This is a genomic window from Pseudomonas sp. GW704-F2 (genome assembly GCF_059423025.1).
The window spans coordinates 1-25437 of record NZ_JBWKXO010000038.1 but is presented as its reverse complement, the minus strand read 5'-3'; the positions used below and the strand labels follow the sequence as shown (position 1 = coordinate 25437).

At 62.3% G+C, this 25437-nt stretch carries 24 protein-coding genes, 1 tRNA gene and 2 pseudogenes; 15 read left to right on the top strand and 12 right to left on the bottom strand.

Annotated elements, in window-relative coordinates; all coding sequences use genetic code 11:
• The first annotated feature begins 293 nt into the window (after positions 1–293).
• A complete protein-coding gene (gene gabP, locus AC07W0_RS24710; RefSeq protein WP_017849950.1) occupies positions 294–1685 on the top strand; it encodes a GABA permease in 1392 nt (463 codons plus the stop codon).
• Positions 1686–1825: 140 nt separating this feature from the next.
• On the opposite strand, the gene AC07W0_RS24705 is transcribed toward gabP, so the two are convergent.
• Both AC07W0_RS24705 and AC07W0_RS24700 read right to left on the bottom strand, forming a co-directional pair.
• Entirely contained in the window at positions 1826–2239 is a 414-nt protein-coding gene (locus tag AC07W0_RS24705; protein WP_046385011.1) for a hypothetical protein, read from the bottom strand.
• A gap of 69 nt (positions 2240–2308) precedes the next feature.
• Positions 2309–3256 carry an alpha/beta hydrolase family protein gene (locus AC07W0_RS24700; protein WP_102618609.1) on the bottom strand — a complete coding sequence of 316 codons (948 nt, stop codon included), beginning with the start codon at positions 3254–3256 and terminating at the stop codon, positions 2309–2311.
• A gap of 302 nt (positions 3257–3558) precedes the next feature.
• On the opposite strand from AC07W0_RS24700, the pseudogene AC07W0_RS24695 reads away from it, so the two are divergent.
• The 3 genes and pseudogenes from AC07W0_RS24695 to AC07W0_RS24685 form a co-directional block, all read left to right on the top strand.
• Positions 3559–3714, top strand: a pseudogene (locus AC07W0_RS24695) (type II toxin-antitoxin system RelE/ParE family toxin); the annotation flags it as partial.
• 41 nt (positions 3715–3755) lie between these two features.
• The gene (locus AC07W0_RS24690; protein WP_102618611.1) at positions 3756–4730 is read left to right on the top strand and encodes an arsenic resistance protein; all 975 of its coding nucleotides are present in this window, start codon (positions 3756–3758) and stop codon (positions 4728–4730) included.
• A 78-nt stretch (positions 4731–4808) separates the two neighbouring features.
• Positions 4809–6416, top strand: coding sequence for an ArnT family glycosyltransferase (locus AC07W0_RS24685; RefSeq protein ID WP_102618612.1), 1608 nt, complete (start codon positions 4809–4811; stop codon positions 6414–6416).
• A gap of 143 nt (positions 6417–6559) precedes the next feature.
• Here AC07W0_RS24685 and AC07W0_RS24680 read toward each other — a convergent pair.
• The 4 genes from AC07W0_RS24680 to AC07W0_RS24665 form a co-directional block, all read right to left on the bottom strand.
• Positions 6560–6635: transfer RNA gene (locus AC07W0_RS24680), tRNA-Phe, on the bottom strand.
• A 103-nt stretch (positions 6636–6738) separates the two neighbouring features.
• Entirely contained in the window at positions 6739–7011 is a 273-nt protein-coding gene (locus AC07W0_RS24675) for an oxidative damage protection protein (RefSeq protein WP_017849944.1), read from the bottom strand.
• Positions 7008–8075, bottom strand: coding sequence for an A/G-specific adenine glycosylase (gene mutY, locus AC07W0_RS24670; protein WP_102618613.1), 1068 nt, complete (start codon positions 8073–8075; stop codon positions 7008–7010). Before mutY ends, AC07W0_RS24675 begins: the two co-directional genes overlap by 4 nt.
• Positions 8072–10291, bottom strand: coding sequence for an AsmA family protein (locus tag AC07W0_RS24665; protein WP_102618614.1), 2220 nt, complete (start codon positions 10289–10291; stop codon positions 8072–8074). Before AC07W0_RS24665 ends, mutY begins: the two co-directional genes overlap by 4 nt.
• Before the next feature lie 324 nt (positions 10292–10615).
• Between AC07W0_RS24665 and AC07W0_RS24660 the strand changes: the two genes are divergently transcribed.
• The 7 genes from AC07W0_RS24660 to AC07W0_RS24630 all read left to right on the top strand — a co-directional run bounded on the left by AC07W0_RS24660 (position 10616) and on the right by AC07W0_RS24630 (position 16315).
• Positions 10616–12277 carry an OFA family MFS transporter gene (locus tag AC07W0_RS24660; RefSeq protein WP_102618615.1) on the top strand — a complete coding sequence of 554 codons (1662 nt, stop codon included), beginning with the start codon at positions 10616–10618 and terminating at the stop codon, positions 12275–12277.
• 169 nt (positions 12278–12446) lie between these two features.
• Positions 12447–13040, top strand: a complete 594-nt coding sequence (gene hisB, locus AC07W0_RS24655) for an imidazoleglycerol-phosphate dehydratase HisB (RefSeq protein ID WP_017849940.1) — start codon at positions 12447–12449, stop codon at positions 13038–13040.
• Positions 13040–13678 carry an imidazole glycerol phosphate synthase subunit HisH gene (gene hisH / locus AC07W0_RS24650; protein WP_017849939.1) on the top strand — a complete coding sequence of 213 codons (639 nt, stop codon included), beginning with the start codon at positions 13040–13042 and terminating at the stop codon, positions 13676–13678. The genes hisB and hisH overlap by 1 nt, the downstream gene beginning before the upstream one ends.
• The gene (locus AC07W0_RS24645) at positions 13679–13936 is read left to right on the top strand and encodes a DUF2164 domain-containing protein (protein ID WP_017849938.1); all 258 of its coding nucleotides are present in this window, start codon (positions 13679–13681) and stop codon (positions 13934–13936) included.
• 39 nt (positions 13937–13975) lie between these two features.
• Complete coding sequence (gene hisA, locus AC07W0_RS24640; RefSeq protein WP_017849937.1) at positions 13976–14713, top strand: 1-(5-phosphoribosyl)-5-[(5-phosphoribosylamino)methylideneamino]imidazole-4-carboxamide isomerase; 738 nt, start codon at positions 13976–13978, stop codon at positions 14711–14713.
• Between the two features lie 9 nt (positions 14714–14722).
• Positions 14723–15493: an imidazole glycerol phosphate synthase subunit HisF gene (hisF, locus tag AC07W0_RS24635; RefSeq protein WP_010563131.1), complete on the top strand. Its 771-nt coding sequence runs from the start codon at positions 14723–14725 to the stop codon at positions 15491–15493.
• Positions 15494–15559: 66 nt separating this feature from the next.
• Positions 15560–16315: a substrate-binding periplasmic protein gene (locus tag AC07W0_RS24630; RefSeq protein WP_102618616.1), complete on the top strand. Its 756-nt coding sequence runs from the start codon at positions 15560–15562 to the stop codon at positions 16313–16315.
• Here AC07W0_RS24630 and AC07W0_RS24625 read toward each other — a convergent pair.
• The 4 genes and pseudogenes from AC07W0_RS24625 to gpmI all read right to left on the bottom strand — a co-directional run bounded on the left by AC07W0_RS24625 (position 16306) and on the right by gpmI (position 21507).
• Positions 16306–17090, bottom strand: a pseudogene (locus AC07W0_RS24625) (divergent polysaccharide deacetylase family protein). The gene AC07W0_RS24630 and the pseudogene AC07W0_RS24625 overlap by 10 nt on opposite strands.
• A 1-nt stretch (position 17091) precedes the next feature.
• Positions 17092–18408 carry a S41 family peptidase gene (locus AC07W0_RS24620; protein ID WP_046490883.1) on the bottom strand — a complete coding sequence of 439 codons (1317 nt, stop codon included), beginning with the start codon at positions 18406–18408 and terminating at the stop codon, positions 17092–17094.
• 30 nt (positions 18409–18438) lie between these two features.
• A complete protein-coding gene (locus tag AC07W0_RS24615; RefSeq protein WP_017849933.1) occupies positions 18439–19734 on the bottom strand; it encodes a murein hydrolase activator EnvC family protein in 1296 nt (431 codons plus the stop codon).
• Positions 19735–19980: 246 nt separating this feature from the next.
• A complete protein-coding gene (gene gpmI / locus AC07W0_RS24610; RefSeq protein ID WP_046385000.1) occupies positions 19981–21507 on the bottom strand; it encodes a 2,3-bisphosphoglycerate-independent phosphoglycerate mutase in 1527 nt (508 codons plus the stop codon).
• A gap of 151 nt (positions 21508–21658) precedes the next feature.
• On the opposite strand from gpmI, the gene AC07W0_RS24605 reads away from it, so the two are divergent.
• From AC07W0_RS24605 to secB, 3 genes are read left to right on the top strand one after another with little or no spacing between them, the layout of a single operon-like run.
• Positions 21659–22072, top strand: coding sequence for a rhodanese-like domain-containing protein (locus AC07W0_RS24605; protein ID WP_017849931.1), 414 nt, complete (start codon positions 21659–21661; stop codon positions 22070–22072).
• A gap of 1 nt (position 22073) precedes the next feature.
• Positions 22074–22328 carry a glutaredoxin 3 gene (grxC, locus tag AC07W0_RS24600; RefSeq protein ID WP_017849930.1) on the top strand — a complete coding sequence of 85 codons (255 nt, stop codon included), beginning with the start codon at positions 22074–22076 and terminating at the stop codon, positions 22326–22328.
• A gap of 41 nt (positions 22329–22369) precedes the next feature.
• Positions 22370–22849 (top strand): protein-export chaperone SecB, encoded by a 480-nt coding sequence (gene secB, locus AC07W0_RS24595; protein ID WP_017849929.1) that lies wholly within the window; start codon positions 22370–22372, stop codon positions 22847–22849.
• Between the two features lie 118 nt (positions 22850–22967).
• Here the strand turns inward: secB and AC07W0_RS24590 are convergent, their stop codons facing one another.
• Positions 22968–23423: a tRNA (cytidine(34)-2'-O)-methyltransferase gene (locus tag AC07W0_RS24590; RefSeq protein ID WP_017849928.1), complete on the bottom strand. Its 456-nt coding sequence runs from the start codon at positions 23421–23423 to the stop codon at positions 22968–22970.
• Here AC07W0_RS24590 and AC07W0_RS24585 point away from each other — a divergent pair.
• Complete coding sequence (locus tag AC07W0_RS24585; RefSeq protein WP_017849927.1) at positions 23422–23862, top strand: hypothetical protein; 441 nt, start codon at positions 23422–23424, stop codon at positions 23860–23862. The two genes, AC07W0_RS24590 and AC07W0_RS24585, sit on opposite strands and share 2 nt — an antisense overlap.
• 532 nt (positions 23863–24394) lie before the next feature.
• On the opposite strand, the gene ntrC is transcribed toward AC07W0_RS24585, so the two are convergent.
• A partial coding sequence (gene ntrC / locus AC07W0_RS24580; protein ID WP_102618617.1) for a nitrogen regulation protein NR(I) occupies positions 24395–25437 on the bottom strand: 1043 nt, incomplete at its 5' end.

The following is a 25437-nucleotide window of genomic DNA, read 5'->3' as shown; positions in this document are numbered from 1 at the left end:
GCAAACGGTGATCATCGGCCCTTTTATGGGGCGTCACGTACTTTTTGTGTGTATTTGTGGTGCGCGCGTTCGGGTAAAAGTGAGTCGCTCGGTAACGCTGTAGCGGAATGCCAGCATTCTCAATGACTTGCGAGGGCTGCTGGATCGTCCTACAGCCCGCGTCAATCGGGGTTTTGTAACATTTTGGCGCAAATATTGCGTAAAAAATAAAGAACGCCCTGTTTGTTTCTTTTCACGTAAAAGGCACGCGCCGGGCGGACCGTTTTCGCAATTCCTCGTTTAAAGGTGTGTCAATGAGTAGTACGCATAGCTCCAATGACCTCGAACAGGGGCTCAAACCGCGTCACGTCACCATGTTGTCGATTGCCGGCGTCATCGGTGCCGGTTTGTTTGTCGGCTCCGGCCACGCGATCGCCGCCGCCGGCCCTGCGGTACTGCTGGCGTATGCCGCCGCCGGTGCGCTGGTGGTCTTGGTGATGCGGATGTTGGCCGAAATGGCCGTGGCGTCGCCGGACACCGGTTCGTTCTCTACCTACGCCGATCGGGCGATCGGTCACTGGGCCGGTTTCACCATCGGCTGGCTGTACTGGTGGTTCTGGGTGCTGGTGATTCCATTGGAAGCCAACGCCGCCGCGACCATCCTCCATGCCTGGTTCCCCGGCGTGGCCATCTGGGCGTTTACCCTGATCATCACCTTGCTGCTGACGGCGACCAACCTGTTCAGCGTGAAACACTACGGTGAGTTCGAGTTCTGGTTCGCGCTGATCAAAGTCGTCGCGATCGTGGGCTTTGTGATCCTCGGCCTGCTGGCGATCTTCGGCTTCCTGCCGACCAGCCAGGTCAGCGGTGTCTCGCACCTGTTCGACACCCAGGGCTTCATGCCGAACGGCATGGGCGCTGTGCTGGCGGCCATCCTGACCACCATGTTCTCGTTCATGGGCACCGAGATTGTCACCATCGCGGCCGCCGAGTCGAAGGACCCGGGCCAGCAGATCACCAAGGCCACCAACTCGGTGATCTGGCGGATTGGTTTGTTCTACCTGCTGTCGATCTTCATCGTGGTGTCCCTGGTGCCTTGGAACGATCCGACCCTGGCTGCCGTAGGTTCCTACCAGACAGTGCTGGAAAGCATGGGTATCCCGAATGCCAAGCTGATCGTTGACCTTGTGGTCTTGGTTGCCGTGACCAGCTGCCTCAACTCGGCGCTGTACACCGCCTCGCGCATGCTGTTTTCCCTGGGCCGTCGTGGTGATGCACCCGCCGTGTCCAAGCGCACCAACAAAAGCGGCACGCCTTACTGGGCGGTGATGCTGTCCACCGGCGCAGCGTTCCTGGCGGTCTTCGCCAACTACGTGGCACCGGCGGCGGTGTTCGAATTCCTGCTCGCCAGTTCCGGCGCCATTGCGTTGCTGGTGTACCTGGTGATTGCGGTGTCGCAACTGCGCATGCGTCAGAAGCGTACTGCGGCGGGCGAGACGCTCGCGTTCAAAATGTGGTTGTTCCCAGGCCTGACCTACGCGGTGATGGTGTTCATCGTCGGTACGCTGGGGATCATGCTGTTCCAGGAAGCCCATCGGGTCGAGATCATCGCGACCGGGGTCTTGAGCTTGCTGGTGGTGGCGGCGGGGCTGCTCGTTTCGAGCCGTCGCAAGGCCCAGAGCGTAGGCGCTGCAGTACTGAATTGATGTGATGGAGTGCGGTGCTTGATTGCGCCGCAGTTCAAATGTGGGAGGGGGCTTGCCCCCGATAGCGGTGTATCAGTCAATTAGATGTCGACTGGCACACTGCAATCGGGGGCAAGCCCCCTCCCACATTGCGTTTTGCGTCAGTCTTGGGAAATCACCAGCGCCTGGGATGCGGCGACGTAATCCGCCTGGAACTGCGGCGACTCGACCCACGCCAGGGCTGCCGCTTCATCCTCGGTGTCGGTAGCCCACTGCCGATATTCGATCAGTGCCGCCAGGATAAAGTCGGTGGCCTCTTCTTCGCCTTCCTGCTCCAGCACCAATGCCAACAGCGGGTGCGCCAGGAATGCCGCGCACAGCGCTTGCTGGCTGATTTCGCCGGCAGTACGCATTTCGACAAACAATTCAGTCAAATCCACCGACTCAAGATCGATGCGGCTGTCATCGCCGGCAAATGCATCCGGCTTGCTCGCGACGGCGCGTTGGGTACGGTTTTGCTTGGCCTTGGCCTTTGCCCGGTGGGCACGTTTTTGCTGCTTGTTCGGCGAGGCCATGGGCTCACGTCCTTGGTTCAGGATCTGGGTGGGTATTGAAGCGCAGGTTGAGGGAAATCCCAAGGGGTTCTAGACGCGCGCCGTCATGCGACGGCCCGGTGTGCCGGGTGTTAGCGCGCCGTGCTTCAGCCATGCCAGCGCAATCGGCCACAGCCGATCCTCATACTCGCTGCGAAAGAACGCGAAATGTCCGACCTGTGTTTCTCCGATATCGTCAGGGGCGATGCGCAGGTGAGTGCGTTCGCTGCTGGCGAAGTAGCTCAGCAAGCGCTCGATGGCCGGCACGGTGCCGAAGGGATCGTCGGTGATGCTGATCGCCAGCACCTGCGCCGTTAGCCGGGCAAACGGCAGTTCACCCAAGGCGCGCCCGCTGGGCCGTGTTTCATAGCTCGGCGTCGGCGCGCTCCAGTCCCGTACCACGCCGGCCGGCGTATCCTCCAGCCAGCCCAGGCGCTTGCCCGGGAAGTAGCCGAACAGCGCCGTCACCAGTGGCATCACCACATGCCACTTGCCAACCATGCGCCAGCGCCCGCTCGCGGCGTAATCGCGCCAGTAGGCGAATTGCGCGCCCACCGTCACCAGGCGCCGGATCACTGCGCCGGACGCCCCCAGCCCCGCTGCACAGCCGCCGAAGCTGTGACCGACCACGTCGATCGGCTGCCCCGGGAACTCGCGCTGCGCCCGCTGCAATATCGCCTCGAAATCCAGGCGGCCCCAATCCGACCATGAGGCCTTGAAGCCTCGCAGCGAGCCACGGCGGGACTCGCCGATGCCGCGATAGTCGTAGGTGATGACATCGAAGCCGTTGGCGAACAGGTAGTCGGCGAAGCGTGAATAGTGGCGACAGCGCACGGAGGTGGCGGCGTTGATGATGACGACCGGGCGTGTAGGGTCGCTTCGGATGTGGCGCCAGGTGAAGCCGCCAAGCGGGTAGCCGTCTGCGGCGGGTGCTCTGAAGGAAGTGTTTTGGCTGGGTTGAGTTGCAGGCGTTAGCGAAGAGGCATCATTCAAATTCATCGTTTTGGGCCTGTGCCGATTTTTTATTTTTGGTAACGGTTGGCCAGTTTGCCAGCACTTGTACTTCGTTCCGCTGACTCACTAATCTCTGGCGCTCACAACGCCTACAACGCCCGCGCACAGTGGCTTGTTCCGAAAAAACCACGCATCTGAGAGAAACGACAGCCAACCATGGACAGATTAGACTGGCAGGCATCCATTACGGAGGTCTCTATGAGCATTCCACGTTCTCCCATCGTTTCGGAGTTTGAAACAGAAGAGCAAGCTGCCAGCTACGACCGTTGCCATACGGATTCAAGCACGGTCGCTTGTCTGGTACTCGGGAAATGGTTGTTCATCCAAACTACCTGGGGGTCTATCGGGTGACGGAGCACGTTGAGATAGTGATGGTGTTACACACTCGCCAGGAATATCCCAGGGATGTGATCGGGCCACACCACTCGACCTCACGCCAGTAGATGCTTAGGCTTGCGCCTTTGCAATCAGCGAGAGCGTCCTGATGACCCGCGACACCCTCGAACACCACCAGATTCCCCTCTACTTCGCCAGCGTCCTCCTGGCCGCCGCTTTCGGTCTGCTCGCGCCGTCATTGGCGCATGGCCTCGGCGTGCTGGTCACGCCGGCCATCGCGGTGCTGATGTATGCGATGTTCCTGCAAATCCCGTTTCTGCAACTGCGCCAAGGCGTGGGCAACCAGCGGTTCCTGGCGGCGTTGCTGCTGGCCAATTTTGTTCTCGTGCCCGTGCTGGTGTGGCTACTGACGCGTGGCCTGGTGGAGCGCCCGGCGTTGCTGGTGGGGGCGTTGCTGGTGTTGCTGACGCCGTGTATCGACTACGTGGTGGTGTTTACCCATATCGGCAAGGGCGATTCGCGCTTGATGCTGGCCGCGACTCCGCTGCTGCTGCTGTTGCAGTTGGTGTTGTTGCCGGTGTACCTGGGGTTGATGTTGGGCGCGCAGTCCGCGGTGGTGGTGGAGGTGCGGCCGTTTGTCGAGGCGTTCCTGTTATTGATCGTGGTACCGATGGTGCTGGCGGTGATCACCACCTCGCTGGCGCGGCGATCCTCGGTCGTCAACGCCTGGAACGATGCCTGGGCCTGGTTGCCGGTGCCGGCGATGGCCGCGGTGCTGTTTGTGGTGATCGGTTCGCAAATCACCGCGGTGGTGCGCGATATCAGCCTGTTGCTGCCGGTGATTCCGGTCTACGTTGGCTTCGTGCTGTTGGCGCCATTGATGGGGATGTTCGCCGCGCGCCTGTTCGCGCTGCCGGCGGTGACGGCGCGCGCGGTGACGTTCAGCGCGGCGACGCGTAACTCGCTGGTGGTGTTGCCCCTGGCGCTGGCGTTGCCCGAAGGCGTGCGCGGGTTGGCGGCGACGGCGGTGATCCTGCAAACCCTGGTCGAGTTGATTGGCGAGCTGATCTACGTTCGCCTGATCCCGATGCTGGTGTGGCGCGCAGATCGGCCGGGCACATGAATGTTCAGGGTTGTTCAGGCGCTATTTGGGATGTGTTGGGCACCATAAGCCGCCGCTCACTACCTGGCAGGACAACCGATGGATCAGCGCAACTCTTTTCGCCTGGAGTCTCTGGGCATTTTTCTGATTGCTTTGTTGTTATTTACGTTGGGGATCTGGGACCAGCAGCCTCAGGGGTTTGACGGGCGCTGGGCGTTGTTCATGCAGGAAATGTTTCGCCATGGGGCGAGTCTTTTCCCCACTACCTACGGCCAGCCCTACGCGGATTATCCCGGTACGGCGACGTTCTTCAGTTTTGTATTCGCCCGGCTGTTCGGTGCGCCCAACCACCTGGCGAATGTCCTGCCCACTGCGCTGGCCTCTGCCGGAGTGGTGGCGCTGATCTATCGCTTGCTGGTGCCTTCCAGTCGCGCCTGGGCGCTGTTGACGGTGCTGCTGACCTTGCTCACCACCCAGTTGCTCGAAAAGTCGCGCTCGGTGTGCCTGGATCAGATGGTGGCGCTGTTGTGCGTAGGCAGCTTCTACCTGCTGCACAGTGGCGAACGCCTTGGCTCGCGGCTGCGGCAGTTGGCGGTGTTCCCGCTGTTTATCCTGGGCTTTGCGATTCGCGGGCCATTGGGCTTGATCGAAGTCTGTGGGGTGGCCTGTGTGTATTGGGCGTTGGGTCGTCCGGGGGAGCGGGTCAGGCAAGTGCTGATCCACGGCGTTATCGGGTTGCTGCTGTTGGCGTGTTGCTGGTGGCTGCTGATGCGGTTGGCGCGGATCAGTGGGGGCCAGGCCTTTGCCGATGAAGTGTTCAAGATGCAGGTCGGCGGGCGCCTCGATGAAATCGGCGAGCCGTTCTATTTCTACTTCCAGCTGAGTCTGTACCGTTACTTCCCGGTGGTCCCCATGGCGTTGGCGAGCATGGTTGCGTTGCGTCATCGCTGGCCGGAACGCTGGGGCAATGACGACGTGCAACTGGTCGTGCGGCTCGGCGCCTGCGGCTTGATGATTCTGCTCGGGCTGTCGGTGCCGCACTTCAAGCGCGCTTATTACATCCTGCCCATGGTGCCGATGTTTGCCGCTGTCGCCGCCTATGGGCTGCTCCACGCACAGAACTGGTTCGTCGGGGTGCGTCGCTGTTACACATGGCTCGTCGCGGCGCTGCCGGCGTTGTGCGTGGTTGTAGTCTTCGTGTGTCGACATGGGTGGCAGAAGCACGGTTACTGGCCGGACGTTTCGTTGCCGTTGCTGATCGGCGTGCTGGTGATCCTGCAGGGGGCAGCATTGATCGCCTGGCGTCGCGCCGGGCGTTTGGTGTGGCTCAGCGCGATCGCACTGGCGGCGCAGTGGTTGTTGCTGGTGACCGTGGTAGAGCCGGCCAAGGACCTGCAGTTCGACACCCGGCAATTTGTCAGTCAGGTGGAAGCGCTTCGCGCACAAGAGCCTGGACCGTTGGTGTTTGTCGGCCTTGCGCGGGACACCTGGGCAGTGCGCTACATGATGAACCTGGATCACGACGAGCAACCGCTGTTCATCGGGCGTAACCAGCTCGATCAGTTGGACTCGCTGCCACGGCCGTCCTGGGTGATCGTGGCGCGCAAGGAAACCGAGCAGTTGAAGGGCACACCGGTGGAACACCTGGCGCCGATGTTCAACGGGCGACTGAACGACAATCCGCTGTTGGTGTTCTTGCTCAAGTAGGCGGCGCGAGGCGGGTATTGCGTACTGGGGTGACGGTGAGCCACCCCGGTTCGGGATGGGTAAATCGAAGGCAACAAAAAACCCGCACTAGGCGGGTTTTTTGGGTGTTTCAGATGATCGTTGCACCACCTGAAACTTAATAGTGGTGCCCAGAGACGGAATCGAACCGCCGACACGGGGATTTTCAATCCCCTGCTCTACCGACTGAGCTATCTGGGCAACGGGGCGCATTAAACGGGTTTTTCAGGGGGTCGTCAAGCAAGTTTTCAAAAAATATTTAATTATTACCGTCGCTTACGTGCCGACCCCGGTTTTTGCTCAATTATTGAGCAGGCGGCACGTAGCCTTCGGCCTTGGCGTAATCCTCGCCGGAAAAGAACTTGTCCATCTCGCCTTGCAGGTATTTGCGGTCTTCGGCGTTCATCATGTTCAGGCGTTTTTCGTTGATCAGCAGGGTCTGGTGTTTCTGCCAGTCGGCCCAGGCCTTGGCGGAGACGTGATCGAAAATGTCCTGGCCCTTGGCACCCGGGAACGGGGCGCGCTCCAGGGCGGGCAGTTCTTCGTGGTACTTGCGGCAGATGATGGTGCGGGTCATGACGAAACTCCTGCGTTCAATACGTCGGCCGCGCGCTTCAGCAGTTTTTTCACCGGGGCGGCAAGGCCCAGGCGCGGCGGGGTGGCGAGGTTATACCAGAGCCAGTCGGCCTCGGCCACGTGATGGGCGGATTCCTCGACCTGGACCAGCCAGGGTTCGATGGCCAGCTGGAAGTGGCTGAAGGTGTGGATCAGCCCCGGCAGTTCCTGTTGTTTGCCCAGCTCCAGCGCGTGCTGGTGGGCGAGGTGTTCGAGGTCTTGCAGGTCGTCCAGCTCCGGCAGGCTCCACAAACCGCCCCACAGGCCCGTGGACGGGCGACGGTAAAGCAGGATCGCGCCGTCGCCATTGGCCAGCATGGGCATCAGCGTGCGCTTCTGGGGGATGGTCTTGCGCGGCTTGGGGATCGGGTAGCGCGTCTCCAGGCCGAGCATGTGGGCTTCGCAGCCTTTTTCCAGCGGGCATAACAGGCAACTGGGCTTGCTGCGGGTACACAGGGTGGCGCCCATGTCCATCATCGCCTGGGTGTAGGCGTTGACGCGATCATGGGGCGTGAAGCGCTCTGCGGTGGCCCAGAGCTGTTTGGCCACTTTGGGTTCGCCGGGGTAGCCCTCCTGCGCGGTAAAGCGTGCCAGCACGCGTTTGACGTTGCCATCGAGGATCGGCGCGCGCAGGCCCATGCTCAGGCTGGCGATCGCGCCGGCGGTGGACAGGCCGATGCCGGGCAGTTCGGTGAGTTTTTCCACGTCGCGGGGAAACTCGCCGCCGTACTCGGCCACGACAATCTTCGCGGTCTTCTGCAGGTTGCGCGCCCGGGTGTAATAGCCGAGGCCGGTCCACAGGTGCAGCACCTCGTCTTCCGGCGCGGCCGCCAGGGCTTCGACCGTTGGCAGGGAGGCCATGAAACGGTCGAAGTAATTGAGCACGGTGCTGACCTGGGTCTGTTGCAGCATGATCTCCGAAACCCACACCCGGTAGGGCGTGATGCCCTGTTGCCAGGGCAGGTCATGGCGACCGTGGCGCTCGTACCAGTTCAGTACCGCCTCGGAAAACTGCTCGTTTCTCATCGTTTGAACAGGCCTTTCAACGCGTCTTTCAACTGCGGGTTAACTTTGTCGAGCTTCTCTTCCAGCTTCTCGTTGAGGCGGTTGCCAGCGGCCTTGATGGCGACCTGGCCGAGGCCGTCCTTGTCCAGGCGGCACGCCTTGGCGCCCAGCTCCAGCGGGCCACGGCAGCGCAGCGGCACTTCGATGCCCTGGAAGTTGGCGCCTACCTCGCAGGCGGGGTCCGGCACTTCGCGTTGATCGCCCTCGACGATGATGCCGACGCGATAATCCATGCCCAGCACGCGCAGGTCGATGTCGCCGTTGCCGTTGACCGTAAGGCCGGGGATACGCACCTTCAGGTCGGGGTTGTTGGCCACGCCGTTGCGCAACGTCAGGTTGCCCCTGAGTTCCTGGAACGGGGTGTCCTTGGCCCGTGGCTCGCTGCTCAAGGTCTTGCGGTTGAGCAGGGCGATGCCGGTACACAGTTGCTGTTCAAGGTTGGCGTTGAGCAGCACGCCGTTGTTGATCACGAAGCTGGCGTTGCCGTTGAGGCTGTCGATCAGTGCCTTTTGGCTGTTGCCGCGGCCGCTGAGGTTGCTGTCGAGGGTGATCTGGCCCTTGACCGGCGGCGTCTGCCCCTGGGCTTGCAGGATGCGCTCGACCGGCACTTGCTTGATCTGGCTTTGCAGGGCCAGCACTGGAATGTCCTGGCGTACATCGAGGCTGCCATTGGCCTGGAAGCTGCCGTTGTAGAGGCCGCCGCTCAGGCTGTCGAGCTTGAGCTGGCCGTCGAGGCCGCTGGCCTTGAGCATGGCGTTCTGGATCGGCAGCTTGCTCAGGGTCAGTTGGCCGAAGGCCAGGTCGGCCTCCACGTCCAGCGTGCGCAGGCGGGTCAGCGGCAGCAGCTTGTCGGTGCTCCAGGCGCCTTTGGTCGGGGCGTCCGGCAGCGGTGTGGTGCCACCGGCGGCCATGGCGCCGGCTTCGCTGTTCTGCACTTCGGCCTGGCGTGCGGCGGTTGCCCCCTTGGCGGACTCGGACTTGGCCGGCAGGTAATTGTCGGCGTTGAAGGTGTCGCCCTTGAGTTGCACGCGCAGCGATTGCTTGGCGAAATCGTCCACGGCAACGCGGCCGGTGAAGGTGCTGCCGTCGAGTTTCAGGTTGAGGTCTTCCAGGGCCAGGCGGGTCGGCGTGCCTTGGAGGCGGCTGACCAGCTCGACTTTGCTCAGGCTGCCCTCGGCCATCGGTGGCAGCGGGTTGCCGATGCTGTCGAGGAACTTGGCCAGGTCGAACTGGGCGATCGACAGGGCGCCGCTGAGCTGCGGGGTCTTGTCCAGGTCGTTGACCTTCAGTTCGCCGAGGGCGCGCAACTGGTTGGCCGAGAGTTTCAGGTTGGTCCACTCGGCAATGTTGGCCGCCAGGTCCACCAGCAGTTGGCCCTGGGTGGAGAAGGTCACGGTTTTGCCTTGCAGCGGCTCGCCGGTGGCTTCGCCGCTGAACCGCATGTCTTCGAACTGATAACGCTTGAGCGCCCGCTGAATGCGCAGGTTGCCGTTGAGTTCGGTCTTGACGCGCATGACCGGCTGGTTGCTGCCGAGGAACGCGGTGAGCTTCAGCGGAATGCTCGCCCCTTCGTGGATGGCGCCCGCACTCAGCTGGATGCTTTCGGCGCTGAACTGCTTGCCGGTCTCTTCATCGTTGTATTCGATGCGGGCGTTGTTGATGGTCAGGCTGTCGATGTCCAGGCGGATGGGCTGCGGCGGTTTCTCTGCCTTCACCTCGGTCACCGGTGCCGTCGCTTGCACGGGGGTTGGCGTAGCGGTGGGCGCCTCGGGGGCGTTCTTGCCGATGTCTTCCCAGTTGCCGTGGCCTTGCTTGTCGCGGTTGAGGCGCAGGTTCAGGCCTTCGACGCGCACATCGCTCATCTGCACTTCGCGGCGCAGCAGCGGCAACACGCGTACCGACAGGCCGAGCATCTGCAGATCGGCGAACGGCTGGGTCGGGTTGGTCAGGGTCGCGACGCTGGCTTCGTGCAGTTCCAGGCCCAGCCAGGGGAACAGGCTCCAGCCGATGTCGCCATTGAGCGTCAGCTCGATGTGGGCCTTGTCGCGGGCAATCTGGCGAATCTCGTCTTTGTAGTCGTTGGGATCGAAGAGATGGGTCAGGGCAAAGCCGAGAGCCACAATGATCAGCAACAGCCCGAGAAGTACCAGACCCAGGATTTTGCCGAACGCTTTCATGGGCGAGTCCTTGTATGTCGATTTCAAAATTTAGCCGCAGAGTATAGCGCCCGATGGCCTGCGTCAGTTCACGGATCGTTACATTGTATCTAGCGCAGGGGGGCGGTATTTTGGCGTCAAAAAACACAAAAAATCCGCGAAAGGTAGTGGCATTTTGGTTTTTCTGTCATCCACTGATGCTAATCTCTGCGCGTTCGTCCGCCTTCTGCGACGTAACGTCGCGCTTTAAATGGAGCTTTATTCAACAAAACGGCCACGCTCTGCGTGCAAGGCCGAAGGAGAGCGCGCCTGACGAACACATACTAATAACTGGGGGAAACACCAATGAGCACTAGCACTGCGGCGGGTATTGCTGCCGCGCAGCCTGCGTTCCTGTCCAAGGAGCGCATCATCGCCAAGCCCGGGTTCAACCGCTGGCTGGTTCCACCGGCCGCTCTGGCCATTCACCTGTGTATCGGCATGGCCTACGGCTTCTCTGTGTTCTGGTTGCCGCTGTCCAAGGCGCTGGGGATCAGCGCGCCGGTCGCCTGTGCGCCGGATATGAGCTTTATCGCTCAGGTTTTTTCGTCCCAATGCGACTGGCCGATCTCCATGCTGGGCTGGATCTACACCCTGTTCTTCATCTTCCTGGGCTGCTCGGCAGCGATCTGGGGCGGCTGGCTGGAACATGCCGGGCCACGCAAGGCGGGCGTCGTCTCGGCGCTGTGCTGGTGTGGCGGCCTGCTGATTTCGGCGCTGGGGATTTATACCCACCAGATCTGGCTGATGTGGATCGGCTCCGGGGTCATTGGCGGTATCGGCCTGGGCCTGGGTTATATCTCGCCCGTGTCGACCCTGATCAAGTGGTTCCCGGACAAGCGCGGCATGGCCACCGGCATGGCGATCATGGGCTTCGGCGGCGGCGCGATGGTGGGGGCTCCCCTGGCGGCAGCGCTGATGGGGCACTTCGCTTCGCCGACCAGCGTCGGCGTGTGGCAGAGCTTTCTGGTGATGGCGGCGATTTACTTCGTGTTCATGATCGGTGGCGCGCTGTCCTACCGCGTTCCGCCGACCGGCTGGAAGCCTGAGGGCTGGACCGCGCCGGTGAAAAAAGCCAGCAATGCGATGATCACCCATCGTCACGTTCACGTGAACGTCGCCTGGAAAACCCCGCAATTCCGTCTGGTATGGCTGGTGCTGTGCCTGAACGTATCGGCCGGTATCGGCATCCTCGGCATGGCTTCGCCGCTGCTGCAGGAAGTGTTCGGCGGCAAGTTGCTGGGTGTGGATGTGCCGTTCGGCCAACTGAATGCCGGGCAACTGGCCTCGATCGCGGCGATCGCGGCGGGCTTTACCGGGCTGTTGAGCCTGTTCAACATCGGTGGCCGGTTCTTCTGGGCGTCGTTCTCCGATTACCTGGGCCGTAAAAACACCTACTTCGTGTTCTTCGCCCTGGGCTTTGCCCTGTATGCGCTGATCCCGAACCTTGGGCACCTGGGCAACGTGGCGCTGTTCGTGGCGGCGTTCTGCATCATCCTGTCGATGTACGGCGGCGGTTTTGCGACGGTTCCGGCTTACCTGGCCGACCTGTTCGGCACCCAGATGGTCGGCGCGATCCATGGTCGCCTGCTGACTGCCTGGGCTGCGGCGGGCGTGCTGGGCCCGGTGTTGGTGAACTACCTGCGTGAATATCAGTTGAGCATCGGCGTCGAACGCGCCGCCGCCTACGACATCACCTTGTACATCCTCGCCGGCCTGCTGGTGCTGGGTTTCATCTGCAACCTGCTGGTGCGCCCGGTGGCCGACAAGTACTTCATGAGCGACGCCGAACTGGCCACCGAACAGGCGCTGGGCCATGACAAGGGTGCCGATTCGAGCACCGTGCTGGAGTGGAAAGCCTCCGCCGGCAGCAAGCCGCTGGCTGTCGCGGCCTGGTTGGTGGTGGGTATTCCGTTGGCGTGGGGTGTGTGGGTGACCCTGCAGAAGACGGCGGTACTGTTCCACTAAGTTGACTGCAGGCGGGCGCACCATCCTGGAGCGCCCGCTTGTATGCACATGTCTAGCGTCGACCTTCCTCGCTTCAACTCGTCAGTCTTATCCCCTTCGATGTTTCTGTTTAGCGCCCGCGCCCCTATAATGGCTGCCTTTTTCGCCCAATGATTTTGCGGAGCTGGTGATGGCCGAACGTAAGGCGTCCGTCGAGCGCGACACTCTGGAAACCCAGATCAAAGCCTCGATCAACCTGGATGGCACCGGAAAGGCCCGATTTGATATCGGTGTACCTTTTCTTGAGCACATGCTGGACCAGATCGCCCGTCATGGGCTGATCGACCTGGATATCGTCAGCAAGGGCGACCTGCATATCGACGACCACCACACGGTGGAGGATGTCGGTATCACCCTCGGCCAGGCTTTCGCCAAGGCCATCGGCGACAAAAAAGGCATCCGTCGCTACGGCCACGCCTATGTCCCGCTGGATGAGGCGCTGTCGCGTGTGGTCATCGACTTCTCCGGCCGCCCCGGCCTGCAGATGCACGTGCCCTACACCCGCGCCACCGTGGGCGGCTTCGACGTCGACCTGTTCCAGGAATTCTTCCAGGGTTTCGTCAACCACGCCCTCGTCAGCCTGCACATCGACAACCTGCGCGGCACCAACACCCACCACCAGATCGAAACCGTGTTCAAGGCCTTCGGTCGCGCGCTGCGCATGGCGGTGGAGCTGGATGAGCGCATGGCCGGGCAAATGCCATCGACCAAGGGCGTCCTGTAATGCAGACGGTCGCGGTTATCGATTACGGCATGGGCAACCTGCACTCGGTGGCCAAGGCCCTCGAGCACGTAGGGGCTGGCAAGGTGCTGATCACCAGCGATGCCACGGTGATTCGCGAGGCTGACCGCGTGGTGTTCCCGGGCGTTGGCGCGATTCGCGATTGCATGGCCGAAATCCGTCGCCTGGGCTTCGACAGCCTGGTGCGCGAGGTCAGTCAGGACCGGCCGTTCCTCGGCATTTGCGTGGGCATGCAAGCCTTGCTCGAGCGCAGTGAAGAGAACGACGGCGTCGACTGCATCGGCCTGTTTCCAGGCGAAGTGAAGTTCTTCGGCAAGGACCTGCATGAAGACGGCGAGCACCTGAAAGTCCCGCACATGGGCTGGAACGAAGTGCGGCGCACCGTGGATCACCCGCTGTGGCATGAGATCCCGGACATGGCGCGCTTTTACTTCGTCCACAGCTACTACATCGCCGCCGGTAACCCGCGCCAGGTGGTGGGTGGCGGGCACTACGGCGTCGACTTCGCCGCCGCGCTGGCCGAAGGTTCGCGTTTTGCGGTGCAGTTCCACCCGGAGAAGAGCCATACCCATGGCCTGCAATTGCTGCAGAACTTCGCTGCGTGGGACGGTCGCTGGTAGATGGCCAAGAAACCGAAGCTGCCGATCCTGAACCTCACGCCCGAACAGGAACGTGAGGCTACCAACAAGATCAAGCGCTTCATGGAGGACCGTTTCGAGCTCAAGCTGGGCTCGTTCGAGGTTGCCGAGATCCTTGAGTTGTTCACCATTGAAGTTGCGCCGCACTATTACAACAGGGCGATTTTCGATACGCAGACGCTCCTTAGGGAACGGTTCGAAAGCATCGAAAGCGACCTGTGGTCGCTTGAGAAACCCTGATTTCCCAAGCATTGCTGAATATCGAATAAGGTTTGCCAGATGCTGATTATCCCCGCTATCGATCTCAAGGACGGCGCTTGCGTGCGTCTGCGCCAGGGCCGCATGGAAGATTCCACGGTGTTTTCCGACGACCCGGTGAGCATGGCTGCCAAATGGGTGGACGGTGGTTGCCGTCGCCTGCATCTGGTGGACCTGAACGGCGCCTTCGAAGGCCAGCCGGTCAATGGCGAAGTGGTGACTGCGATCGCTAAGCGCTACCCGAACCTGCCGATCCAGATCGGCGGCGGTATCCGCTCCCTGGAAACCATCGAACACTACGTCAAGGCCGGCGTAAGCTACGTGATCATCGGCACCAAGGCCGTGAAAGACCCGGCCTTCGTCGCCGAAGCCTGCCGCGCGTTCCCGGGCAAGGTGATCGTCGGCCTGGACGCCAAGGACGGTTTCGTCGCCACCGACGGCTGGGCTGAAATCAGCACGGTGCAGGTGATCGACCTGGCCAAGCAGTTCGAAGCCGACGGCGTGTCCGCCATCGTTTATACCGACATCGCCAAAGACGGCATGATGCAGGGCTGCAACGTACCGTTCACCGCTGCGCTGGCGGCGGCGACCAGGATCCCGGTGATCGCGTCCGGTGGCATCCACAACCTGGGTGACATCAAGTCGCTGCTGGATGCCCGGGCCCCTGGAATCATCGGCGCGATCACCGGCCGCGCAATCTACGAAGGCACCCTGGACGTCGCCGAAGCCCAGGCTTACTGCGATGCCTACAACGGCTGAGGACTGACCATGGCGCTGGCCAAACGCATCATCCCTTGCCTGGACGTCGACAACGGTCGCGTGGTCAAGGGCGTCAAGTTCGAGAACATCCGTGACGCCGGCGACCCGGTGGAAATCGCCCGTCGCTACGATGAGCAAGGTGCCGACGAGATTACCTTTCTCGACATCACCGCCAGCGTCGACGGCCGTGACACCACGCTGCATACCGTCGAGCGCATGGCCAGCCAGGTGTTCATCCCGCTGACCGTGGGCGGTGGCGTTCGCACCGTGCAAGATATCCGCAACCTGCTCAATGCCGGCGCGGACAAAGTCTCGATCAACACCGCCGCAGTGTTCAACCCGGAGTTCGTCGGCGAAGCCGCACAGCACTTCGGCTCGCAGTGCATCGTGGTGGCCATCGACGCCAAGAAAGTCTCCGGCCCCGGCGAACCGCCGCGCTGGGAGATCTTCACCCACGGCGGGCGCAAGCCGACCGGCCTGGACGCGGTGGAGTGGGCGATGAAGATGGAAGGCCTGGGCGCCGGTGAAATCCTGCTGACCAGCATGGACCAGGACGGCATGAAAAACGGCTTCGACCTCGGCGTGACCCGTGCCATCAGCGATGCGCTGGGCATTCCGGTGATCGCGTCCGGCGGCGTCGGCAACCTGCAGCACCTGGCCGACGGCGTGATCGAAGGCCACGCCAGCGCCGTGTTGGCGGCGAGTATTTTCCACTTCGGCGAATACACCGTCCCCGAGGCCAAGGCGTACATGGCCGCGCGCGGTATCGTGGTGCGCTAAACGCTGCTGGACACCATGGCAAGTGCGCGGCACTCTCTGCGCTTGCCATGGATTCCGGTAACTTTCATGTTCAAAGACCTGTTGCTCGCGCTCGCCAGTACCTCCGTGCTCATGATCGGAGTGGCCCAAGCCGAAGAATCGTCTGACGCCTCCCTGGTGTTGCTGACGGAAAACTTCCCGCCCTACAACATGGCGAAAAACGGCAAGAACTTCGCCAAGGACGAGAATATCGAAGGCATCGCCGTGGACATCATGCGCGAAACCTTCAAGCGTGCTGGCATTTCCTACAGCCTCACTCTGCGCTTTCCTTGGGAGCGGATCTACAAACTCGCCCTGGAAAACCCCGGCTACGGTGTGTTCGTGATGGCCCGCCTGCCGGAGCGCGAAGCGCTGTTCAAATGGGTCGGCCCTATCGGCCCGGATGACTGGGTGATGCTGGCCAAGGCCGACAGCAAGATCCGGCTCGACGAGCTGGCGCAGGCGCGGCACTACAAGATCGGCGCGTACAAGGGCGACGCGATTGCCGAGACCCTGGAGAAGCAGGGCCTCAAGCCAGTGCTGGTGCTGCGTGACCAGGACAACGCGCAAAAGCTGCTGGATGACCAGATCGACCTGTGGGCCACCGGCGACCCGGCCGGCCGCTACCTGGCGCGCCAGGTCGGTGTGACCGGGCTCAAGACCATCCTTCGCTTCAACAGTGCCCAGTTGTACCTGGCGCTGAACAAGGATGTGCCGGACGAAACGGTGGCCAAGCTGCAGGCAGCGTTGGATCAGTTGCGCGAGGAAGGCCTGCTCGACCAGATGATGGCGCGCTATTTGTAGCGATAGGTGCCGTTCTTGCCGTGCCCTGCCATCGCCTGATTGCTGCGCACGCTGATCATCAGTTTGATATCAATCCAGTCCACGCCCTGGGCCTTGAGCTTGGGCAGCTCGCGTTCGAGCACCGTCAGGGTTTGTGGATACGGATGGCCGATCATCACCGCTGAGCCCTGTTTATGGGCCAGTTTGATGGCGCTCTGCAATTGCGTGGTGATCGCGGCTTCGGTGCGTTCGTCGTCGAGGAACACATCCCGCGAGACGCTGGCCAGGCCGATCTTCTGCGCTTCGGCGGCGCCGACGGTCTGCGCGCTGGTGCGGCTGTCGACAAAGAACTTGTGGCGCCGTTGCAACTCGCCCATCAGCCAGGCCATGGCTTCGGGCTGGGCGGTCATGCGGCTGCCCATGTGGTTGTTGATGCCGGCGGTGTAGGGCACGGCCTTGAAAGCGGCGTCCAGGCGCTTGCCGAGCTCCTCGATAGGCAACTCGGGGTGCCAGGCGAACGGGCCGGTGGCCGGGTCCATGGGCATGTGCAGGATCACGATCTTGCCGGCCTTGTGCGCTTCGCGGGCGAATTCGGCGGCGTGGGGCGTGTCGGGCATGATCGCCGTGGTCACCGGGCCGGGCAGGGCCAGCACACGGCGATCCCGGGGCAGGTTTTGCCCCAGGTCGTCGATGATCAGGGTCAGGTAGGCTCTGTGCGGTTCGCTGGCCCGGGGGGGGGGGGGGGGCCCCCCCCGGCCAGGCTGCACAGTGCAGCGATGATCAGGGCAACGCGCATATCAACGGCTGCGCGTGATGCTCAAGCCCTTGAGCAGGCTCAACGCCTGGGCCAGTTGGTAGTCATCGTCCTGTGGCATCGGCTTGGCCTTGGCACTGCTGCCGGTCGGCTGGTCGGCGCCGCCGTTGCCATTGCCGAGGTGGCCTTGCAGGTCGGCTTCCTTGTAGTACTCGCTGTCGACCTCGTTGGTGATCTTGGCCTTGCGCACTTCGATGTCCGGCACGATGCCCTGGGCCTGGATCGAGCGGCCGTTTGGCGTGTAGTACAGCGCGGTGGTGATTTTCAGGGCGCGCTCGTTGTTCAGCGGCAACACGGTTTGCACCGAGCCTTTGCCGAAACTGGTGGTGCCCATCAGTACACCGCGCTTCTGGTCTTGCAGGGCGCCGGCGACGATCTCCGAGGCCGAGGCGCTGCCGCCGTTGATCAGCACGGCCAGTGGCACATTTTCGCTGAGGTCGTTGCCGGTGGCCGAGAAGCGCAGTTCGGAGTTGGCGATACGGCCCTTGGTGTAGACGATCAGGCCTTTGGTGATGAAGTGGTCGACCACTTCCACCGCCGACTGCAGCACGCCACCGGGGTTGTTGCGCAGGTCGAGCACGATGCCGTTGAGCTTCTTGCCGTTGTCTTTACGCAGCTTGGCCAGGGCCTTGGCCACTTCGTCGCCGGTCTTGACCTGGAACTGGGTGATGCGGATGTAGCCGTAGCCCGACTCCAGCAACTGGCTCTTCACGCTCTTGACCGTGATGGTCGCGCGGGCCAGGGTCACGTCGAACGGCGCGCCGCCGTCGCGCACCAGGGTCAGGGTGATTTTCTGGCCGATCTTGCCGCGCATCTTGTCGACGGCTTCGGTCATGGTCTGGCCACGGGTCGGCTGGCCGTTGATCTTGACGATCAGGTCACCGGCCTGGATGCCGGCCTTGGACGCCGGGGTGTCGTCGATCGGCGAGACCACTTTGATCTGGCCGTCTTCGGCGCCGACTTCAATGCCCAGGCCACCGAACTCACCGCTGGTGCTTTCCTGCAGCTCGGCGAAATCTTCCGGGCCGAGGTAGGCGGAGTGCGGGTCGAGGTTGCTGAGCATGCCCTTGATGGCATTTTCCAGCAGGGTCTTGTCGTCCACGGGTTCGACATAGGCTGCCTTGATCCGGTCCATGACCTCGGCAAAGGTGCGCAACTCCTCCAGCGGCAACGGCGCCTTGGTGGTCGCGGCCATGCCGGCGGATGCAGCCGGTTCGGCCTGGTCGGCGAAAGCCAGAGGCGCGCCGATCACCAGGGCGATCGTCAGGGCCAGCGAAGTGAGGCGGGACAAATACAGCATGTCGAACGAACTCCTAATGTAGATGCGACCCTATCCTTGGGTGCGGCACCATTGTGCAGGATCGCTCGGGCGGCCCTGCTGACGAATAGCGAAGTACAGCGCCGGGGTGTCCTGGCCGCCACTGTTACCGACAGTGGAGATGGATTCCCCGGCTTTTACCACATCACCTGCCGACTTGAGTAAAGTCTGATTGTGGCCATAAAGACTCAAATAGCCATTACCGTGGTCGAGAATCACCAATAAACCGGCGCCCCGCAGCCAATCGGCAAACACCACGCGACCGCCGTGGACGGCGTGGACCTGGCTGCCGGCGGCCGCGCTGATCATCACCCCATCCCACTTGGCGCGGGTGTCATCGCCGCGGGTTTCCCCAAAGCGTGCCAGCAGTCGACCATCAACCGGCCACGGAAGTTTGCCGCGCGCGGAAGCAAAAGGCCCGCCGAAGGATTCGCCCGCGCTGGAAACCAGCGGCCCGGGCGCTGCATGCGCCGGTTTACGTGGGGCCGGAGCGTCGGTAGTGGCTGCCAGTTCGGCCTCACGCTGGCGCTTTTTTTCCGCTTCCTGCTGGGCGATCAGCGCTTTCTGTCGCGCTTCCTCGGCCTCGCGTGCCTGGCGGGCCAGGGTTTCTTCGATGGTTTTCAATACTTTGGCCAGGTCGGCCTGGTCCTGCTCGCGGGCTTGCAGCTTGGCGTCGCGGGCCTTTACGTCGTCATTGAGCTTGGCCAGGGCCAGTTGGCGCTCCTTGCGCACCTTGTCGAGCTGGTCGCGCTGGCTGTCGAGGCTGCTTTTCTGGTCGAGCAGTTGTGATTGCTGGTCGGCGATTTCCTGTTCGACGTTGGCCAGTTGGCGCAGGGTCTCGTTGAAGCCCTTCAATTGGGCAAGGCGTGCCTTGCTCAGGTAATCATAGTAGGTCAGGGTGCGCGCGAACTTTTCCGGGTTCTGCTGGTTGAGCAGCAGCTTGAGGTACTCCTGGCGGCCACTCTGGTAGGCGGCGCGGGCCTGGATCGCGATCAGGCGTTGTTGTTCAACGCGGGCGCTCTGGAGTTTTTTTTTCTCAGCGTCGAGTCGCTCCAGTTCCGACTCGCTCTTCTTTAATTCTTTTTGTAGCTCCTGGACCTGCTTCTCCAGCTTGCCCATCTCGGTTTCCGTGCCGCGCAGGTCTTTCTGCACCCCGGATTTCTCTTCCTGGAGCTTGCCGAGCAGTTTTTTCAGCTCGGTGATGTCCTGACGCGTAGCGTCCAACTGTTGTTGGGTTTGCGCGCGCTCATCGGCAAATGCCGGTTGGAGCAGGCAGACGAGAGCGAGGGTAATCAAGGCGCGAAGCATAGAGGCGGGCGACACCAGGGAAAGGGACGGCCTAGTATGCCCGGCAAGCGCTGCAAAAAAAACGCCCAATTCGGGCTTCTGGGCAAGATAGGTGCCGAGCGGCAGTGGTATGGCGAAAAGACATCTACCCAACACCGCGAGTCCAGTGTGGGAGGGGGCTTGCCCCCGATAGCAGTGGGTCAGCCAACACCTATTCAGCTGACACACCGCAATCGGGGGCAAGCCCCCTCCCACATGTGGTTTAGATCAGACCAGGATCGAAGTGCCAGTCATCTCTTTGGGCTTTTCCAGCCCCATCAACATCAGCATGGTCGGCGCCACATCGGCCAGCACGCCGCCTTTGCGCACTTTCAGGTCACGCTTGCCGACGTAGATGAACGGCACCGGCTCGGTGGTGTGGGCGGTGTGGGCCTGGCCGGTGGACTCGTCGGACATTTGCTCGCAGTTGCCATGGTCGGCGGTGATCAGCGCTTCGCCGCCGACTTTTTCCAGGGCGTCGACGATGCGGCCTACGCACAGGTCCAGGCATTCCACGGCCTTGATCGCGGCGGCCAGGTTGCCGCTGTGGCCGACCATGTCGCCGTTGGCGTAGTTGACCACGATCACGTCATAACGCTGGTGTTCGATGGCGTCGACGATCTTGTCGGTGACTTGCGGTGCGCTCATTTCCGGTTGCAGGTCGTAGGTCGCGACTTTCGGCGACGGGATCAGGATGCGCTCTTCGCCCGGGAACGGTTCTTCGCGGCCGCCGGAGAAGAAGAAGGTCACGTGGGCGTACTTCTCGGTTTCGGCGATGCGCAGTTGGGTCTTGCCGTTTTTCGCCAGGTAGTCGCCCAACACGTTTTCCAGGCTGCCGGGGGCAAAAGCCGACGGGGCCGGGATGTTGGCGGCGTATTGGGTGAGCATCACGAACTCGATTTTCGGCTGGCGCGCGCGTTCGAAGTCCTTGAAACCCGGGTCGACGAACACATGGCTCAGCTCGCGGGCACGGTCGGCGCGGAAGTTCATGAACACCACGGCGTCGCCGTCTTCCACTTTCACCGGCTCGCCGATGGTGGTGGCCTTGACGAACTCATCGCTCTCGCCGCGCGCGTAGGCGGCTTCCAGGCCTTCCTGGGCGGTGGCGGCGTTGAATTCGGCCTGGCCGTCGACGATCAGGTTGTAGGCCTGGGACACGCGGTCCCAGCGGTTGTCGCGGTCCATCGCGAAATAGCGACCGACCAGGCTGGCGATGCGGCCCTTGCCGAGGGCGGCGAAGGTGGCGTCCAGCAGTTCGATCGACGATTGCGCGCTTTTCGGCGGCGTGTCGCGGCCGTCGAGGAAGGCGTGCAGGTAGATCTTGTCGGCGCCGCGCTTGAAGGCCAGTTCGGCCATGGCCACGAGGTGGTCCTGGTGGCTGTGTACGCCGCCATCGGACAGCAGGCCCATGAAATGCACGGCCTTGCCGGCAGCGACGGCTTTATCGACGGCCGCGCAGATGGTCGGGTTCTCGAAGAACTCGCCGTCGCGGATCGCTTTGGTCACGCGGGTGAAGTCCTGATAGACCACTCGTCCGGCGCCGAGGTTCATGTGGCCGACTTCCGAGTTGCCCATTTGGCCGTCCGGCAGGCCCACATCCATGCCCGAACCGGAGATCAGCCCGTTGGGCAAAGTGGCGGTCAGACGGTCCAGCACCGGCTTGTTGGCCGAGTACACGGCGTTGTCGTGGTGGCTTTCACTGTGTCCGAAGCCATCGAGAATTATCAGGACCAAAGGTTTAGGCGTCGTAGTCATAGATCCTCTCGCGGCGGTAATTGATGAAGGGGATTGAAAAGGGAGTGGCAGTTTAAAGCGAAGTTCCGACCACGTCACCGCTTTACGGGGGTTGGCCCCCCCTGACGGCTGTGTATACTTACCGCCATTTTAACGCCCTGGAACCTCCTTGATGGTTGATCACCTGATTGCATTTGCCACTGCCCACTACCTGCTCGCGGGTGCCTTCGTCATCCTGCTGGCGCTGCTGATCGCTCATGAAATGAGCCGCGGTGGCCGCAGCCTGAGCACGTCGGAGCTGACCGCGCTGGTCAACAAGGATGAGGCCGTTGTCGTGGATATCCGTCCGGCCAAGGATTTTGCCGCCGGTCATATCGTCGGCGCCCTGAACATCCCCCAGGACAAGCTGATCGCGCGCCTGGCCGAGCTGGAGAAGCACAAGGCCAAGACCATCATCCTGGTCGACGCTCAAGGCCAGCACTCCGGCACCCACGCCCGCGAAATGCTCAAAACCGGCTTCACCGCCGCCAAACTGTCTGGTGGTATCAGCAGCTGGCGCGCGGACAACCTGCCGCTGGTGAAGTGATATGAGCCAGGTTGTCGTGTATTCCAGCGATTGGTGCCCTTACTGCATGCGGGCCAAGGCCTTGCTGGAGAAGAAGGGGGTTGCCTTCGAAGAGATCAAGGTCGACGGCAAACCCCAGGTGCGCGCCGAAATGGCCCAGAAGGCGGGACGCACGTCCGTGCCGCAGATCTGGATCGGCGCCAAGCACATCGGTGGATGCGATGACCTGTTTGCCCTTGAGCGCGCCGGTAAACTGGACGCGCTGCTTCACGTCTGACTCCTAAACCCTAAAAGACCCAAGATCAAGAAGGATCTGCGATGACTGACCAACAGAACACCGAAGCAGCAGAAGCCCAAGGCCCACAGTTTTCGCTGCAGCGCATCTATGTGCGTGACCTGTCGTTCGAAGCGCCGAAAAGCCCGGCCATCTTCCGTCAGGAGTGGACCCCAAGCGTCGGGCTGGACCTGAACACCCGTCAAAAAGCCTTGGAAGGCGACTTCCACGAAGTCGTGCTGACCCTCTCGGTCACCGTCAAGAACGGCGAAGAAGTGGCCTTCATCGCTGAAGTGCAACAGGCCGGTATCTTCCTGATCCAGGGCCTGGACGAAGCGTCCATGAGCCACACCCTGGGCGCGTTCTGCCCGAACATCCTGTTCCCGTATGCCCGCGAGACCCTGGACAGCCTGGTCACCCGTGGCTCGTTCCCGGCGCTGATGCTGGCTCCGGTGAACTTCGATGCCCTGTACGCGCAAGAGCTGCAGCGCATGCAACAGGAAGGTTCGTCGACGGTTCAATAAGTCGATGCGCTAAAAATGTGGGAGGGGGCTTGCCCCCGATTGCGGTGTGTCAGCTGAATAGGTGTTGGCTGACCCACTGCTATCGGGGGCAAGCCCCCTCCCACATTTGTTATGTGTGTTACTTGAAGCCGAGTTGGCGCCAGCCTTCGTAGACGGCGACGGCGACGGTGTTCGATAAGTTCAGGCTGCGGCAACCTTCGCGCATCGGCAAACGCAGGCGATGGCCGTCGGGCAGGGCGTCGAGCACCTCGGCCGGCAGGCCACGGCTTTCCGGGCCGAACAGGAAGGCGTCGCCGTCGGCGAAGCTGGCGTCATGGAACGGCCGCGAGCCCTTGGTGGTGAACGCGAACAGCCGAGGGTGGCCGAGGCTTTCCAGGCAGCTGGCGAGGTCGGCGTGGCGTTGCAGGGTGGCATACTCGTGGTAGTCCAGCCCGGCGCGGCGCAGGCGCTTGTCGTCCATGTCGAAGCCCAGCGGCTCGATCAAATGCAGGTGGCAGCCACTGTTGGCGCACAGCCTGATAACGTTGCCGGTATTCGGCGGAATTTCTGGTTGAAAAAGGATGACGTGAAACATGCACGGCTCCGAAGGCAAAGATGCGCTGCATTCTACCCTCGAAGAAGACCCCAGGCCGAAGCTATTGCCAAGGGTTTTGGGCTCTTTGGCGATTGTCGGCCTGATGGTAGGCCTGATGATCGGGCGCCTGACCGCCCCGGACCCGGTCGAATTGCTGCAGGTGACGCCGGCGGCCGACGGTGTGGTGGTGTGGTTCAACAGCGAACCCAAGCTGCATGGCGAGCATATCGACGGCACCGTGGCGCTGTTGTTCGACGCGCAGGGCAAGGCCGCCAGCGGGCAGCTCAAGGTCAATGACAAGGATGTGAACTGGCGCGTGCGCAAGACCGATGGCGGCCTGCTGCTCAACCTGGTGGCGGCGCGGCCGTTGCGTGGGGAATGGTCGGGAGAGGAAGCTGAAGGCCGCTGGCGGCTGGAGATCCATCTCCAAGAGCAATAAAAGAGGGAGTTCCCGGCCTGCCTGTACCAGGGCTCCCAAAACGGGATGAAGCCATCCGGCTTCGTGTTAAAGAGGGAATCCCCGGCCTGCCTGTACCGAGGTTCCCGAAAGCGGTGTGGAGCGCGACGCGGTTCGCATCAAGCACCCCGGGTGTAAAGAGGGGATTCTCGGCCTGCCTGTACCAAGGTCCCCGAAACTGGGTTGTATCAGGGTTATTGCAGGGCGCGTGCCACACTGGCCAAGTTGCTCGAAAAAAAACGCTCCAGACAGCGAAAAGCCCAGGAATACGGGGCTTTGGCGTTTTCGGTTGTCTGATTTCAGGCGGCGGTGCGAAGGTTTGAGGTGTTGGCGCCGTGCCCGATGCCGGTTCATGGTGCATTGAAGCGGTGCATGGTCGCCAAACCTTGTGCAGATCCAAATGTGGGAGGGGGCTTGCCCCCGATGGCGGTGGATCAGTCATGTAGATGCCGACTGACATGCCGCTATCGGGGGCCAGCCCCCTCCCACATTGGATCTTCAGTGGGTCTGAGATTCAGCCCTCGTCACCTTCGTCATCATCCGCGCCATCGACCTTCATCCCCAGTTCCTTGATCTTGCGCGTCAGGGTATTGCGGCCCCAACCCAGCAGCACGGCGGCATCGCGACGGCGGCCGGCGGTGTGCTTGAGGGCGGTTTCGATCATGATCCGTTCGAAGGCCGGCACGGCGCTGTCCAGCAGGTTCGACTGGCCGCGTGCCAGGGCCTGGTCGGCCCATTGGCGCAGCGCCTGTTCCCAGTTGGTCACGGGGGCCGAATCCTGCGGCAGGCTGAGCAGCTCCGGCGGCAGGTCGCTGATATGCACTTCGCGCCCGGACGCCATGACCGTGATCCAGCGGCAGGTGTTCTCCAGCTGGCGCACGTTGCCGGGCCACGGCAGGTTCTTCAGGTATTCCTCGGTCTCGCTTTTCAGCAGTTTCGGCTCGACGGCCAGCTCCTGGGCGGCGCGGCTGAGGAAGTGGCGCGCGAGGGTCGGGATGTCTTCGCGACGGTCCGACATGCGCGGGATGTGGATGCGGATCACGTTGAGGCGGTGGAACAAGTCCTCACGGAACTTGCCCGCATGCACCAGGGTTTCCAGGTTCTGGTGAGTCGCGGCGATGATACGCACGTCAACCTTGACCGGCGTATGCCCGCCCACACGGTAGAACTCGCCGTCCGCCAGCACGCGCAGCAAGCGGGTCTGGGTATCGGCCGGCATGTCGCCGATTTCATCGAGGAACAGCGTGCCGCCGTCCGCCTGTTCAAACCGCCCGCGCCGCAGGTTGGCCGCGCCGGTGAAGGCGCCTTTCTCGTGGCCGAACAGTTCGGACTCCATCAAGTCCTTCGGAATCGCCGCCATGTTCAGCGCAATGAACGGCGACGCCGCCCGCGGGCTGTGGCGGTGCAGGGCGTGGGCCACCAGTTCTTTACCGGTGCCCGACTCGCCGTTGATCAGCACGGTGATGTTGGAGTGGCTCAAGCGCCCGATGGCGCGAAACACTTCCTGCATCGCCGGCGCTTCACCGATGATTTCCGGGGTGCGGGTCAGGGCGGGCG

Excerpts from the sequence above, each read along its gene's own strand:
- gpmI (WP_046385000.1), bottom strand. The coding sequence starts at position 21,507 with ATGACTACGACGCCTAAACCTTTGGTCCTGATAATTCTCGATGGCTTC.
- AC07W0_RS24645 (WP_017849938.1), top strand. The coding sequence starts at position 13,679 with ATGGCCAAGAAACCGAAGCTGCCGATCCTGAACCTCACGCCCGAACAG.
- AC07W0_RS24675 (WP_017849944.1), bottom strand. The coding sequence starts at position 7,011 with ATGACCCGCACCATCATCTGCCGCAAGTACCACGAAGAACTGCCCGCC.
- AC07W0_RS24590 (WP_017849928.1), bottom strand. The coding sequence starts at position 23,423 with ATGTTTCACGTCATCCTTTTTCAACCAGAAATTCCGCCGAATACCGGC.
- AC07W0_RS24630 (WP_102618616.1), top strand. The coding sequence starts at position 15,560 with ATGTTCAAAGACCTGTTGCTCGCGCTCGCCAGTACCTCCGTGCTCATG.
- AC07W0_RS24660 (WP_102618615.1), top strand. The coding sequence starts at position 10,616 with ATGAGCACTAGCACTGCGGCGGGTATTGCTGCCGCGCAGCCTGCGTTC.
- AC07W0_RS24705 (WP_046385011.1), bottom strand. The coding sequence starts at position 2,239 with ATGGCCTCGCCGAACAAGCAGCAAAAACGTGCCCACCGGGCAAAGGCC.
- AC07W0_RS24585 (WP_017849927.1), top strand. The coding sequence starts at position 23,422 with ATGCACGGCTCCGAAGGCAAAGATGCGCTGCATTCTACCCTCGAAGAA.
- AC07W0_RS24620 (WP_046490883.1), bottom strand. The coding sequence starts at position 18,408 with ATGCTGTATTTGTCCCGCCTCACTTCGCTGGCCCTGACGATCGCCCTG.
- AC07W0_RS24685 (WP_102618612.1), top strand. The coding sequence starts at position 4,809 with ATGGATCAGCGCAACTCTTTTCGCCTGGAGTCTCTGGGCATTTTTCTG.
- mutY (WP_102618613.1), bottom strand. The coding sequence starts at position 8,075 with ATGAGAAACGAGCAGTTTTCCGAGGCGGTACTGAACTGGTACGAGCGC.
- grxC (WP_017849930.1), top strand. The coding sequence starts at position 22,074 with ATGAGCCAGGTTGTCGTGTATTCCAGCGATTGGTGCCCTTACTGCATG.
- AC07W0_RS24700 (WP_102618609.1), bottom strand. The coding sequence starts at position 3,256 with ATGAATTTGAATGATGCCTCTTCGCTAACGCCTGCAACTCAACCCAGC.
- hisF (WP_010563131.1), top strand. The coding sequence starts at position 14,723 with ATGGCGCTGGCCAAACGCATCATCCCTTGCCTGGACGTCGACAACGGT.
- hisA (WP_017849937.1), top strand. The coding sequence starts at position 13,976 with ATGCTGATTATCCCCGCTATCGATCTCAAGGACGGCGCTTGCGTGCGT.
- AC07W0_RS24605 (WP_017849931.1), top strand. The coding sequence starts at position 21,659 with ATGGTTGATCACCTGATTGCATTTGCCACTGCCCACTACCTGCTCGCG.
- gabP (WP_017849950.1), top strand. The coding sequence starts at position 294 with ATGAGTAGTACGCATAGCTCCAATGACCTCGAACAGGGGCTCAAACCG.
- AC07W0_RS24690 (WP_102618611.1), top strand. The coding sequence starts at position 3,756 with ATGACCCGCGACACCCTCGAACACCACCAGATTCCCCTCTACTTCGCC.
- hisH (WP_017849939.1), top strand. The coding sequence starts at position 13,040 with ATGCAGACGGTCGCGGTTATCGATTACGGCATGGGCAACCTGCACTCG.
- hisB (WP_017849940.1), top strand. The coding sequence starts at position 12,447 with ATGGCCGAACGTAAGGCGTCCGTCGAGCGCGACACTCTGGAAACCCAG.
- AC07W0_RS24665 (WP_102618614.1), bottom strand. The coding sequence starts at position 10,291 with ATGAAAGCGTTCGGCAAAATCCTGGGTCTGGTACTTCTCGGGCTGTTG.
- AC07W0_RS24615 (WP_017849933.1), bottom strand. The coding sequence starts at position 19,734 with ATGCTTCGCGCCTTGATTACCCTCGCTCTCGTCTGCCTGCTCCAACCG.
- secB (WP_017849929.1), top strand. The coding sequence starts at position 22,370 with ATGACTGACCAACAGAACACCGAAGCAGCAGAAGCCCAAGGCCCACAG.